General features: G+C 72.9%; 15 protein-coding genes. 13 read left to right on the forward strand and 2 right to left on the reverse strand.

Annotated features, from left to right (window positions below; genetic code table 11):
* The first annotated feature begins 63 nt into the window (after positions 1-63).
* From ACFC1X_RS01920 to ACFC1X_RS01980, 13 genes are all read left to right on the forward strand, one after another.
* Positions 64-1821 carry an FAD-dependent oxidoreductase gene (locus tag ACFC1X_RS01920; RefSeq protein ID WP_376347882.1) on the forward strand — a complete coding sequence of 586 codons (1758 nt, stop codon included), beginning with the start codon at positions 64-66 and terminating at the stop codon, positions 1819-1821.
* A complete protein-coding gene (locus ACFC1X_RS01925; protein WP_376347884.1) occupies positions 1818-3665 on the forward strand; it encodes a transketolase in 1848 nt (615 codons plus the stop codon). Before ACFC1X_RS01920 ends, ACFC1X_RS01925 begins: the two co-directional genes overlap by 4 nt.
* The gene (gene ligD / locus ACFC1X_RS01930) at positions 3662-4594 is read left to right on the forward strand and encodes a non-homologous end-joining DNA ligase (RefSeq protein WP_376347886.1); all 933 of its coding nucleotides are present in this window, start codon (positions 3662-3664) and stop codon (positions 4592-4594) included. The genes ACFC1X_RS01925 and ligD overlap by 4 nt, the downstream gene beginning before the upstream one ends.
* 106 nt (positions 4595-4700) lie before the next feature.
* Positions 4701-5063: a gas vesicle protein gene (locus tag ACFC1X_RS01935; protein WP_376347888.1), complete on the forward strand. Its 363-nt coding sequence runs from the start codon at positions 4701-4703 to the stop codon at positions 5061-5063.
* A gap of 57 nt (positions 5064-5120) precedes the next feature.
* Complete coding sequence (locus ACFC1X_RS01940; RefSeq protein ID WP_376347890.1) at positions 5121-5558, forward strand: gas vesicle structural protein GvpA; 438 nt, start codon at positions 5121-5123, stop codon at positions 5556-5558.
* The gene (locus tag ACFC1X_RS01945; protein WP_376347892.1) at positions 5555-6328 is read left to right on the forward strand and encodes a GvpL/GvpF family gas vesicle protein; all 774 of its coding nucleotides are present in this window, start codon (positions 5555-5557) and stop codon (positions 6326-6328) included. Before ACFC1X_RS01940 ends, ACFC1X_RS01945 begins: the two co-directional genes overlap by 4 nt.
* A gap of 4 nt (positions 6329-6332) precedes the next feature.
* Positions 6333-6596: a gas vesicle protein GvpG gene (locus tag ACFC1X_RS01950; RefSeq protein ID WP_376347894.1), complete on the forward strand. Its 264-nt coding sequence runs from the start codon at positions 6333-6335 to the stop codon at positions 6594-6596.
* Positions 6593-7273: a DNA primase gene (locus ACFC1X_RS01955; RefSeq protein ID WP_376347896.1), complete on the forward strand. Its 681-nt coding sequence runs from the start codon at positions 6593-6595 to the stop codon at positions 7271-7273. Before ACFC1X_RS01950 ends, ACFC1X_RS01955 begins: the two co-directional genes overlap by 4 nt.
* Complete coding sequence (locus tag ACFC1X_RS01960) at positions 7270-8430, forward strand: SRPBCC family protein (protein ID WP_376347898.1); 1161 nt, start codon at positions 7270-7272, stop codon at positions 8428-8430. The genes ACFC1X_RS01955 and ACFC1X_RS01960 overlap by 4 nt, the downstream gene beginning before the upstream one ends.
* Positions 8427-8753, forward strand: coding sequence for a gas vesicle protein (locus tag ACFC1X_RS01965; protein ID WP_376347900.1), 327 nt, complete (start codon positions 8427-8429; stop codon positions 8751-8753). Before ACFC1X_RS01960 ends, ACFC1X_RS01965 begins: the two co-directional genes overlap by 4 nt.
* Entirely contained in the window at positions 8750-9544 is a 795-nt protein-coding gene (locus tag ACFC1X_RS01970; protein WP_376347902.1) for a GvpL/GvpF family gas vesicle protein, read from the forward strand. The genes ACFC1X_RS01965 and ACFC1X_RS01970 overlap by 4 nt, the downstream gene beginning before the upstream one ends.
* Positions 9541-9723 carry a gas vesicle protein gene (locus ACFC1X_RS01975; protein WP_376347904.1) on the forward strand — a complete coding sequence of 61 codons (183 nt, stop codon included), beginning with the start codon at positions 9541-9543 and terminating at the stop codon, positions 9721-9723. Before ACFC1X_RS01970 ends, ACFC1X_RS01975 begins: the two co-directional genes overlap by 4 nt.
* Position 9724: 1 nt before the next feature.
* On the forward strand, positions 9725-10018 hold the full coding sequence (locus ACFC1X_RS01980) for a gas vesicle protein K (RefSeq protein ID WP_376347906.1): 294 nt from the start codon (positions 9725-9727) through the stop codon (positions 10016-10018).
* A gap of 35 nt (positions 10019-10053) precedes the next feature.
* On the opposite strand, the gene ACFC1X_RS01985 is transcribed toward ACFC1X_RS01980, so the two are convergent.
* Together ACFC1X_RS01985 and ACFC1X_RS01990 are read right to left on the reverse strand one after the other, a co-directional pair.
* Positions 10054-10872: a class I SAM-dependent methyltransferase gene (locus ACFC1X_RS01985; RefSeq protein ID WP_376347908.1), complete on the reverse strand. Its 819-nt coding sequence runs from the start codon at positions 10870-10872 to the stop codon at positions 10054-10056.
* A gap of 102 nt (positions 10873-10974) precedes the next feature.
* The gene (locus ACFC1X_RS01990; protein WP_376347910.1) at positions 10975-12483 is read right to left on the reverse strand and encodes a bifunctional phosphatase PAP2/diacylglycerol kinase family protein; all 1509 of its coding nucleotides are present in this window, start codon (positions 12481-12483) and stop codon (positions 10975-10977) included.
* Between the last annotated feature and the right edge of the window lie 40 nt (positions 12484-12523).

The following is a 12523-nucleotide window of genomic DNA, read 5'->3' on the forward strand; positions in this document are numbered from 1 at the left end:
TGGGTGCCCTGGTCAAGGGGACGCGGAAGGCTCACGAGGTACGCGACAGCCCGGAGGCGAACCGTGAGCCGACCCCGCATCGTGATCGTCGGTGCCGGTTTCGCCGGGTACCGGACGGCCCGCACCCTGTCCCGGCTCACCCGGCACCAGGCCGACATCACCCTGCTCAACCCGACCGACTACTTCCTCTACCTGCCGCTGCTGCCGCAGGTCGCCGCCGGAATCCTGGAGCCGCGCCGGGTCACCGTGTCCCTCTCGGGCTCGCTGCCGCACGTCCGGCTGGTGCTGGGCGAGGCCGACGGCATCGACCTCGACGAGCACACCGTGCACTACACCGGGCCCGAGGGCGGCGAGGGCACCCTGCCCTTCGACCGGCTGGTGCTCGCCGCGGGCAGCGTCAACAAGCTGCTGCCCGTCCCGGGCGTCGCCGAGCACGCCCACGGCTTCCGGGGGCTGCCGGAGGCGCTGTACCTGCGCGACCACGTGACGCGCCAGGTGGAGCTGGCCGCCGCGGCCGACGACCGCGAGGAGTGCGCCGCGCGGTGCACCTTCGTCGTGGTCGGCGCCGGATACACCGGCACCGAGGTCGCCGCGCACGGCGCGATGTACACCGACGCCCAGGTCCGCAAGCACCCCATGCGCACCGGTATGCGGCCCCGCTGGATGCTGCTGGACGTGGCGCCCCGGGTGCTGCCCGAGATGGACGAACGGCTCTCCCGCACCGCCGACCGGGTACTGCGGCAGCGGGGTGTCGACGTGCGGATGGGGACCTCGGTGAAGGAGGCCACGCACGACGGGGTGGTACTGACCGACGGTACGAGCGTCGACACGCGCACGCTGGTGTGGTGCGTGGGCGTGCGGCCGGACCCGCTGGTCGAGTCCCTGGGGCTGCCGGTGGAACGCGGCCGGCTGCTCGTCGACCCGCACCTCCAGGTGCCGGGCCGCCCCGAGTTGTTCGCCTGCGGAGACGTGGCCGCGGTGCCCGACCTGACGCAACCCGGCCAGTTCACGCCGATGACCGCGCAGCACGCCTGGCGGCACGGCAAGGTCTGCGCGCAGAACGTCGCCGCGTCGCTCGGTATCGGCGAGCGGCGGCCCTACCGCCACCGTGACCTGGGGTTCGTCGTGGACCTCGGCGGGGCCAAGGCCGCCGCCAACCCCCTCGGCCTGCCGATGTCCGGCCCCGCGGCGGGCGCGGTCACCCGCGGCTACCACCTCGCGGCGATGCCGGGCAACCGCGTCCGGGTGGCCGCGGACTGGCTGCTGGACGCGGTACTGCCCCGTCAGGCGGTGCAGCTGGGCCTCGTCCGCTCCTGGTCGGTACCGCTGGAGTCGGCGTCACCGGAGGTGGCCCGGGTGGCCGGGCACCCGGAACGGGCCGCGAAGCAGACGGCGCCGACCGGGACGCCCGGGAAGGGCTCCGGCACCGCGCCCGCGAAGAGCCGGCCGGGCGGTGAGCCCGCCACGAACCGGCCGGGCGGTGAGCCCGCCAAGAACCAACCGGGCGGTGAGCCCGCGAAGAATCAGCCCGGTGGTGAGCCCGCCAAGAACCAGCCGCACCCGCCCCGTGCCGCCGGTAAGCCGCGTCGGGCCGGGGAAGGCGGCGGTACGGGCCCCGCCCGGGGTTCCGGCAAGGCGCGCAAGACGTCCCGGGCGTCCGGCGGAGGCCGGGCCGCCGCCCCGTCCGGACCGACCCGGGCCGCGGGCCCGCCCGCCGACCCCGGCCCCGAACCCCCGGCGAACCAGCCGCCCCCCGGACCCGACATCGCCCCCGGCCCGGTCAAACGCACCGACGGCCGCCGCACGGAAGGAGACTCATGAACACCGGTGAACTCGTCGACCTCGGACAGCAACTGCGCGTCGACAGCGTACGGGCGGCGGACGCCGCCGGCTCCGGGCACCCGACGTCGTCGATGTCCGCCGCCGACCTGATGGCCGTACTGCTGGCCAACCACCTCCGCTACGACTTCGCGCGCCCCGCCCACCCCGGCAACGACCGCTTCGTGCTCTCCAAGGGACACGCCTCGCCCCTGCTGTACTCCGCCTACAAGGCGGCCGGCGCCATCGACGACGAGGAGCTGCTCACCTTCCGCAAGGAGGGCAGCCGCCTGGAGGGCCACCCCACGCCGCAGCGGCTGCCGTGGGTCGAGACGGCCACCGGTTCGCTCGGGCAGGGCCTGCCCGTCGGCGTCGGCATCGCCCTGGCCGGCAAGCGCCTGGACCACAACGACTACCGCGTGTGGGTGCTGTGCGGCGACAGCGAGATGGCCGAGGGATCGGTGTGGGAGGCCGCCGAGCACGCCGGGCACGAGCACCTCGACAACCTCACCGTGATCGTCGACGTCAACCGGCTCGGGCAGCGCGGCCCCACCCGGCACGGCCACGACCTCGACGCGTACGCGCGCCGCTTCCGCGCCTTCGACTGGCACACGATCGAGGTCGACGGCCACGACGTCGACGCCGTGGACCGCGCCTACGGCGAGGCCCTGTCCACGAAGGGCCAGCCCACCGCCGTCATCGCCCGCACCCTCAAGGGCAAGGGCGTCAAGGCGGTCGAGGACCGCGAGGGCCACCACGGCAAGCCGCTGCCCGACGCCGAGGAGGCCGTCGCCGAACTGGGCGGCCCGCGCGACCTGCGGGTCACGGTGCACGAGCCCGAGGACGCGCGGTCGCTGCACTCGGCCGGCACCGGGCAGACCGAGCTGCCCCGCTACGAGCCGGGTGACGAGGTCGCCACCCGCAACGCCTTCGGCGAGGCGCTGGCCGCGCTCGGCACCGCCCGCGGCGACGTCGTCGCCCTCGACGGCGAGGTGGGCGACTCCACGCGTGCCGAGTTCTTCGCCAAGGACCACCCCGAGCGCTACTTCGAGTGCTACATCGCCGAGCAGCAGATGGTCGCCGCGGCCGTGGGGATGGCGGCACGCGGCTGGGTGCCGTTCGCCACCACCTTCGCCGCGTTCCTGACCCGCGCCTTCGACTTCCTGCGCATGGCCTCCGTCAGTGGCGCCGGCATCAACCTCGTCGGCTCCCACGCGGGTGTCGCCATCGGCCAGGACGGGCCCAGCCAGATGGGTCTGGAGGACCTGGCGATGATGCGGGCCGTCCACGGCTCGACCGTGCTGTACCCGTGCGACGCCAACCAGACCGCGCGCCTGGTCGTCGAGATGGCGGGCCTGGAGGGTGTCCGCTACCTGCGCACCTCGCGCGGCGAGAGCAAGGTCGTCTACGGCCCCGACGAGGAGTTCCCGGTCGGCGGCAGCAAGGTCCTGCGCTCCTCCGACGGCGACCGGCTCACCCTGGTGGCGGCCGGCGTCACCCTGCACGAGGCGCTGGCCGCGGCCGACGCCCTCGCCGGGGACGGCATCCCGGTCCGGGTGATCGACCTGTACTCGGTCAAGCCCGTCGACCTGGCCACCCTGCGCCGGGCCGCGGAGGAGACCGGCTGCCTGGTCACCGTCGAGGACCACCGCCGGGAGGGCGGCATCGGCGACGCGGTCCTCGACGCGTTCTGCGACGGCCGCCCCGTGCCCCGGCTGGTGCGGCTCGCCGTCGGGACGATGCCGGGCTCCGCGACCCCCGCCGAGGAACTGCACGCCGCGGGGATCGACGCCGAGTCCATCGCCGCGGCCGGACGGATGCTGGTGGAGCAGGCGATCGTGCCGTGAGCGGGCGCGACGGCGCGCGGACCGTGCGGGCGGGCCGCCGCACGGTGGAGGTCCACCGGCCGGGCAAGGTGCTGTTCCCCGCGGGCGAGGACGGCGCGCCGGAGTACACCAAGGGTGATCTCGTCGACTACCACCGCGCCGTCGCCCCGTTCATGCTGCCGCACCTGCGGGGGCGCCCGCTCATGCTGGAGCGGCACCCCGACGGCGTCGACGGGCCCCGGTTCATGCAGAAGAACACTCCGGAGCACTACCCGGAGTGGGTCGGCCGCGTCGAGGTCGGCAAGGAGGGCGGCACCGTCTGCCACACGGTCTGCGACGACTCGGCCACCCTCGTCTACCTCGCCGACCAGGCCGCCCTCACCCTGCACCGCTGGCTCTCCCGGACCGGGCAGGTCGACCGGCCGGACCGGATGGTCTTCGACCTCGATCCTGCCGGTGACGACTTCGAGGCGGTCCGCGAGGCCGCCCGGCTGGTGGGCGAGCTGCTCGACGAACTGAGGCTGCCCTCCGCGCTCATGACCACCGGATCCCGGGGACTGCACGTCGTGGTGCCCCTGACGGCGCGTCAGGACTTTGACGAGGTAAGGGAGTTCGCACGGGCCGCGGCCGAGGTCCTGGCCGCGGCCCATCCGGACCGGCTCACCACCGCCGCCCGCAAGAAGGACCGCGGGGACCGGCTCTACCTCGACATCCAGCGCAACGCCTACGCCCAGACCGCCGTGGCGCCCTTCACCGTCCGCGCCCGGCCCGGCGCGCCCGTGGCCACACCCGTCTCCTGGGACGAACTGGACGACCCCGCCCTGCACGCCCGCCGCTGGACGATCGCGGACGCCGTCGAGCAGGCCCGCACCCGGCCCTGGGCCGGGATCATGAACCGCGCCCGGGCCCTGGGTCCCGCCCGGCGACGGCTGAACGCGCTGCGCGGCTGAGCCGCCGCCGGGGGGGATGAGCCAGGTCACGTCGGCGCGTGGCACATGCACGCGTCCGTGGAGGTTTGGCGAACATCCTTGCGGCCACACGGAGGGGGAGGTGGCCATGTCGAATACGAACAACACATCCGAATCACAAGGCTCACAACAGAGTTCACGTAGGACCCGCAAGCCCCAGCAGTCACAGGAGTCACGCAAGCCCCGGCCGATGGAGGTGCTGCGCGAGGCGCGCGCACAGCTCGCGGAGCTCACCGGCATGACCGCCGAGTCAGTGTCGTCCTTCGAGCAGACGGAGGAGGGCTGGTCGCTGGAGGTCGAGGTGCTCGAACTCGAGCGGGTGCCCGACACGATGAGCCTGATGGCGAGCTACCAGGTGGAGCTTGATTCCGAGGGGCAGCTCACGGGCTACCGGCGCGTGAGGCGTTACGAGCGCGGTCGGGCCGACGCGCGAGGTTCCGGAGGCCGCTAGGCCGGACCGGACCGACTGGACGCGCACACCGCAACCCAAGATGGAGGAACGGCTGGCATGACTGTTGTACCGGCACAGCAATCCGGTGGTGGAGGCGGCAGCAGTGGCCTCTACGACGTGCTTGAGCTTGTCCTGGACAGGGGGCTCGTCATCGACGCATTCGTACGCGTCTCCCTGGTCGGCATCGAGATACTGAAGATCGACGTCCGTGTCGTCGTCGCGAGCGTGGACACGTATCTGCGCTTCGCCGAGGCGTGCAACCGGCTCGACCTGGAGGCCGGGCCGCGCAAGGACCCCGGCCTGCCCGACCTGGTCGGCAAGATGACCGAGTCCGGCGCCAAGGGCAAGTCCAAGGGCGCGCTGTCCGGCGCGGCGGAGACGATCTCCGACGCCTTCAAGCAGGCCCGTGAAGAGGACGGCTCCGAGCGCGAGACCACCTCGCGTCCGCGTGCCCGCAAGACCGCCGCCTCGCGCCGGAAGGAGGAGCAGGAGTGAGTACGTACGTCTACGGCATCACCGCCGCCTCCCATCCCTCGCTCCCCGAGGACGCCGGCGGCGTCGGCGACCCGCCGCGCGGGATACGGATCCTGAAGCAGGGCGGGCTGGCGGCCATCGTCAGCGACGCGCCCGAGGGGCTGCGGCCCAAGCGCAGGGAGCTGCTCGCCCACCAGACCGTGCTCAGCGAGGTCGGTGCCGACGGCTGCGTGCTGCCCATGCGCTTCGGCAGTGTCGCCCCGGACGACAGCGCGGTGACCGGTGTGCTCGCGGAGCGCGCCGAGCACTACGAGGAGCGCCTCCGGGCGCTGGACGGCCGGGTCGAGTACAACATCAAGGCCACCCACGACGAGGAGGCCGTACTCCACCACGTGATGGCCCAGCACCCGGAGGTCCGGGCCCTCGCGGACGCCAACCGCCAGGCGGGCGGCGGGAGTTACGAGAACAAGATCCAGCTCGGTGAGATGGTCGCGGCCGCCGTCAAGGGCAAGGAGGCCGAGGACGCCACCACGCTGGAGCGCGCCCTGGAATCGGACGCCGACGCGGTGAGCGTGGGCCCCGAGTCCACCGGCTGGCTGGCCAATGTGTCGTTCCTGGTGAAGCGGGACTCCGCCGAGGACTTCCTGGCCGCCGTGGAGCGCGCCCGCAGGGACATGCCGCACCTGGAGGTGCGGGTGAACGGCCCGCTGCCGCCGTACAGCTTCGTGGAGCCCGGCCCGGCCGAGCCCGCGGGCACCTCGGCCGGCGGGATGGATGTCGGAACGGAGTGAGGACGTGGGACTGATCTCGGAGGTCCTGCTGCTGCCGTTCGCCCCGGTGCGCGGCAGCGCCTGGGCCATCAGACAGGTCATGAACGAGGCCGAGCGGATCTACTACGACCCCGCCACGGTCCGGGCCGAACTAGCCCGCCTGGAAGAGCAGTTGGAGGCCGGAGAGATCACGGAGGAGGAGTTCGACCAACAGGAGGACGAGCTTCTGGACCGGCTGGAGATCGCTTCGCGCACGAGCGCGGGATTGGGCAACGGGACGGCACCATGAATCGAGTGGGACTGGGCCTCGCGGTAGGGGCCGGATATCTGCTGGGACGCACGAAGAAACTGAAACTGGCGGTCGCCGTGGGCACCATGGTGGCCGGCAAGAAGATGAACCTGACGCCGAAGGGCATCGCCGAGCTGGTCAGTACGCAGCTGCAGAACAACCCCCAATTCAAGGAGATCGGGGACCAGCTGCGCACGGACCTGCGGGGCGTGGGCAAGGCGGCCTCGGGCGCCATGGTCGAGCGGCAGATCGACGCGCTGGCCAACCGCCTGCACGGGCGTACCGCCGAGGTCCGCGACCAGCTCTCCGGCGTGACGTCCCAGGTGCCGGGCGTCGGCTCCCGCGACTCCGAGGCCTCGGAGGACTCGGAGGAGTACGCGGAGTCCGACGAGCGCGCCGACGACGAGCACGACGAGCACGACGAGCAGGACGAGCGCGCCGACGAGCAGGACGAGCGCGACGACCGGCGCGAGTCGGCGCCCGCCGCGCGCAAGACGGCCAGGAAGGCGCCCGCGAAGAAGACGCCGGCGAAGAAGGCGGCCGCCAAGGCGCCCGCCAAGAAGACCGCGGCGAAGCGGGCCCAGCCCGCGAAGAAGGCGGCCGGCAAGAAGACGGCCGGTGCCCGGAGCGCCGCCCGCGGAGCCACCCGGCAGACGAAGGGCGGTGGTGAGCGATGACCGACACCCTGGGATCCGCGGCCTCCACGGCGGGCAAGGCCGCGAAGAAGAACCCCCTGGCCGACGTGGCGCAGAGCGAGGCGGCGGACCGCCTCAAGGCGGAGGTGCAGGACTACCTCGCCGCGCAGGTCACGCGGCTGCTGACGGGCGTCGGCACCAAGCTCGGCGAGACCACCGGCAAGCTCAACGACATAGCCGACGGCAAGAGCCCCGGCTTCGCCAAGCTCGCCCTCGACGGCGGACGCAAGCTCGCCGAGGGCAAGAGCCCGATGCGGGCCGCGTTCGAGGTCGGCGCCGGCAAGGTGAAGGACAACGTGGTCGGCGCCGTCAAGGGCCTCTTCGGCGGCAAGGGCCGCAAGAAGGGCGGCGCCGGTCAGAAGCCGACGGTCATCCTCGAGTACGTCGACGTCGGCGTGCCGGTGCGCACCGCCTACGACCAGTGGACGCAGTACCAGGACTTCAGCACCTTCGCCAAGGGCGTCAAGAGCGCGAGCCGCGCCGACGACACGTCGTCCGACTGGCAGATGAAGGTCTTCTGGTCCAACCGCAGCTGGAAGGCGAAGACCACCGAGCAGGTGCCGGACGACCGGATCTCCTGGTCCTCGGAGGGCGCCAAGGGCACCACCAAGGGTGTGGTCACCTTCCACGAGCTGGCCGACAACCTGACCCGGGTGATCCTGGTCATCGAGTACTACCCCAAGGGCCTCTTCGAGAAGACCGGCAACATCTGGCGCGCCCAGGGCCGCCGGGCCCGCCTGGACCTGAAGAACTACGTCCGGCACATCACCCTCAAGGGCGAGGCCGACGACGGCTGGCGCGGCGAGATCCGCGACGGCGAGGTCGTCCGCAGCCACGAGGACGCCGTGGCGGAAGAGGAGCAGGAGCAGGAAGAGGGGCAGGAGCCCGAGGGCGAGGAGGAGTACGAGGGCGAAGAGGAAGCGCCCGAGGGCGAGTACGAGGAGGAGCCCGAGGCCGAGGGAGAGCCGGAGGGCGAGTACGAGGAGGAGTACGAGGAGGAGCCGGAGGCCGAGGAAGAGCCCGAGGCGGAGTACGAGGAGGAGCCCGAGGGCGAGTACGAGGAGGACAAGGAAGCCGGGGAGGACGAGACCGCGCCCCGTGAGGAGTACGAGGACGCCGGCCGCGGGAGCCGTCGATGACCACACCCAGCCGGCTGCCCGATCCCTACGGCCAGGGACAGAGCGCCAACCTCGCCGACATCCTGGAGCGGGTGCTCGACAAGGGCATCGTGATCGCGGGCGACATCAAGATCAACCTGCTCGACATAGAGCTGCTGACGATCAAGCTGCGGCTCGTGGTCGCCTCCGTCGACAAGGCCAGGGAGATGGGCATCGACTGGTGGGAGAGCGACCCCGCGCTCTCCTCGCGCGCCCGGCGCGACGAACTCACCCGGGAGAACGCCGCACTGCGCGAACGCCTGCGTGAGCTGGACCCGGGCCGTGTACCGAGGGAGGAAACGTGACCGGACTGCGGTACGTCTACGCCGTCTGCCGCCCCTTCGGCGCGGCCCTCCAGGCCCAGCTCACGGGGGTGGCGGGCGACCCGCCCCGGCTGCTGGTCCACGGCGACCTGGTCGCCGTCGTCAGCCATGTGCCCGAGGCCGACTTCAGCGAGGAGGCCCTGCGCGCCCATCTGGAGGACCTGGACTGGCTGGCCGCCACCGCCCGCGCGCACCAGCAGGTGATCGACGCGCTCACCGCCGTCACCACGCCGCTGCCGCTCCGACTGGCCACCGTCTTCCGGGACGACAGCGGCGTACGCGTGATGATGGAGCAGCGCGACGAGGCCTTCCGGAACACGCTCTCCCGGCTGGACGGACGGGTGGAGTGGGGCGTGAAGGTGTACGTCGAGGCGGAGCCCGAGCAGGCGGCCAAGCCGGCCCAGCCCGCGCCCAAGCCCGCCTCGGGCCGGGACTATCTGCGGCAGCGGCGTCAGCAGTCACGGGCGCAGGACGACCTGTGGACGAAGGCCGAGGGGTTCGCGACGGGGCTGCACACGACCCTGTCCTCCCTGGCCGACGACGCGCGGCTGCACGCGCCGCAGAACCCGCGGCTGTCCGGTCACGCCGGACGCAACGTCCTCAACGCCGCCTATCTGGTGCGCCGCGACGCCTCCGAGGAGTTCGTGGAGAAGGTGGATCTGACGAAGGACGACGCCCCGGGAATCCGCGTGGAACTCACCGGACCCTGGGCCGCCTACTCCTTCGCGGGCGAAGGAGTAGGCGCTGAGGAACAGCCGGGGGAGGGTACGTGACCGTCGTAGAACGCCGGGAGATCGCTCTCGTGGACCTGCTCGACCGGCTGCTGGCCGGCGGCGTCGTCATCTCCGGCGACGTCACGCTGCGCATCGCGGACGTGGACCTGGTCCGCATCGACCTCAACGCGCTGATCAGCTCGGTCAACAGCAACGTTCCATCGCCGTTCGGGGACTGACGTGAGCGAACAATCGGAGCCCCGCAAACGCCTCGACCTCGACCCCGACACGGTCGAGCGCGACCTGATCAAGCTGGTGCTGACGGTCGTCGAGCTGCTGCGCCAGCTCATGGAACGCCAGGCGCTGCGCCGCGTCGACGAGGGGGACCTGAGCGAAGAACAGGAGGAGCGGATCGGACTCACCCTGATGCTCCTCGACGACCGTATGACCGAACTGCGCGACCGCTACGGACTGCGGCCGGAGGATCTGAACCTGGACCTCGGACCGCTGGGCCCGCTGCTGCCCCGGGAGTGAGTCTCCCGGGGCCGCGGCCTCACCCCGTTTTCTCATCACTCCTTGCGGCACAGAACCTCTCCGTGCAGCACGCTGAACCAGCTTTCCGGCCGCTCGCCCCAGTCCCGCCAGGCGGCCGAGACCGCCCGCAGCTCCTCGACGGTCGCGTGGCCGCCCTCGGTCGCGCGGTCGGCGTACGCGGACGCCAGGGTCCGGTCCGCCCACAGGCCGCTCCACCACTCCCGCTCCTCGGCGGTGGCGAAGGTCCAGGTCGCGGAGGTCGCCGTGACGTCGGTGAACCCCGCCTCCAGCGCCCACGCCTTCAGCCGGCGCCCGGCGTCCGGTTCGCCGCCGTTGGCGCGGGCCACCCGCCGGTACAGGTCCAGCCAGTCGTCCATGCCCGGGGACGCGGGGTACCACGTCATGGCCCCGTAGTCCGAGTCGCGGACGGCGATGATCCCGCCGGGCCGCGCCACCCGCCGCATCTCGCGCAGCGCCCCCACCGGGTCGCCCACGTGCTGGAGCACCTGGTGGGCGTGGACCACGCAGAACGTGTCGTCCGGGTAGTCCAGCGCGTGTACGTCCCCCACCGCGAAGTCGGTGTTGCCGAGCCCGCGTTCCGCCGCCGTGGCCCGGGCCCGTTCGACGATCTCCGGTGCCCGGTCCACGCCGGTGACGTGCCCGTCCGGGACCAGCGCCGCGAGGTCCGCGGTGATGGTGCCGGGCCCGCAGCCGATGTCCAGGACCCTCATGTGGGGTCGCAGGGAGCCCAGCAGGTAGGCGGCGGAGTTGGCGGCGGTGCGCCAGGTGTGCGAGCGGAGCACGGACTCGTGGTGCCCGTGCGTGTAGACGGCGGTCTCCCGCGGCTTCGGCATGGTGGATCCCCTCTCCGACGGTGTGATCACGCTACGCCCGTCACCCGAATGGTGAGACCCACGTTTTACATGGTGGACTGACGGTGTGTCAGGAACGCTGAGTCAGGACAGCAGCCCGCCCTCACCGGGCAGCGGCCGGTACACCGTGAGCGCCTCCGGCAGCTTCTCCAGGGTCAGGTCGCCCTCGGTCTCCGTCAGCTCGCCGTCGAACGCCATCAGCGTGCCCGGCGCCACACCCGACAGCCGCAGCCGGGGCACCTGCACCGCCGCGTGGGCCGGGGAGCGGGTCAGCGGACCCGCGAGCGCCGCGGACAGCAGCCGCAGGGCCGGCCGGCGGCCACCGTGCACCACCCGCACGTCCAGCTGCCCATCTGCCAGATCGAGCCGGCGGCCCGAGGCGAGGCCCCTGCGGTGGTACGTGCCGTTGCCCGCGAACAGCATCCACAGCGGGCGCCGGCGGCCGCGCACCTCCGCCTCCAGCGGGTGCCGGTCCGCGCGCAGCACCCGCACCGCCGCCAGCACCCCGGCCGGCCAGCCGCCGATCCTGGACGACCAGTGCTCCCGCTCCCGCACCAGCTCCGGGTAGACGCCGAGGCTGAAGGTGTTGAGGAAGACGCCCTGCCGCCCGCCCGAGACGAACCGGCCCACGTCCACCCGCACCCCCTCGCCCCGCTCCAGCGCTCCGCACAGGTCCCGCACGTCCTCCACGCCCAGGTCGTAGGCGAAGTGGTTGAGCGTGCCGCCGGGCAGTACCGCCAGCGGCAGGCCGTGCCGCAGGGCGACCTCGGCCGCCGCGTTCACCGTGCCGTCGCCGCCGCACACGCCGAGCACCCGGGCGTGGTCCGCCGCCTTCTCCAGCTCCGCCGGGATGTCCTCCGGCTCGCACTCCACCACCTCGGCGTCGGGCAGCGCGTCGCACAGCGCCCGCACCCGGTCCGAGGTGCCCGAGCCGACGTTGGCCACCATCACGAGCCCCTCGCCCTTGGGCAGCGCCGGCACCTCGGCGCGCGGCCGGGCCGGCGGGGTGTGCTGGGCCCGCGTCGGCACCATGCCCCGTACGGCGAACGCGGCGCCCGCCCCGAGGGCCGCGCCGGCCAGCACGTCGCTCGGGAAGTGGACGCCGGTGTAGACGCGGGAGAGGGCCACCGCGGCCGCCACCGGGGCCACCGCCGCGCCCCACGCCGGAGACTCCAGCGCCACCCCGGTCGCGAACGCGGCCGCCGACGCGGCGTGCCCCGACGGGAACGACGTCGTGATCGGCTGCCGCTTCAACTGCCGGACCAGCGGCACCGGGTCCAGCACCGGACGGGACCGGCGCACCGAGCGCTTGCCGAGGGTGTTGATCGTCAGCGAGGCGAGGCTCAGCGAGGCGAGGCCCCGGGCGGCGGCGCGGCGGGCCCGCGGGGTGCGGGACGCGGCCAGGGCGGCGGCCACCCCGAACCACAGCACCCCGTGGTTGGCGGAACGGCTCAGCCGGGGGAGCAGCGGGTCGGCGCCCGGCCAGGTGCGGGCGGCGACGGCCTCGAACGCACGCTGGTCCAGCCGCAGGAAACCGTTGCGGAGGGGGTGCGGGCCGGGCGTCAGGGCGGTGAGATCTACGTCGGGGCTCATGCCCCCCGCCTACCCGGTGCGCGCCGTTTTCTGCCGGTGG

It is taken from the genome of Streptomyces sp. NPDC056128 (genome assembly GCF_042263835.1).
GTDB lineage: Bacteria > Actinomycetota > Actinomycetes > Streptomycetales > Streptomycetaceae > Streptomyces.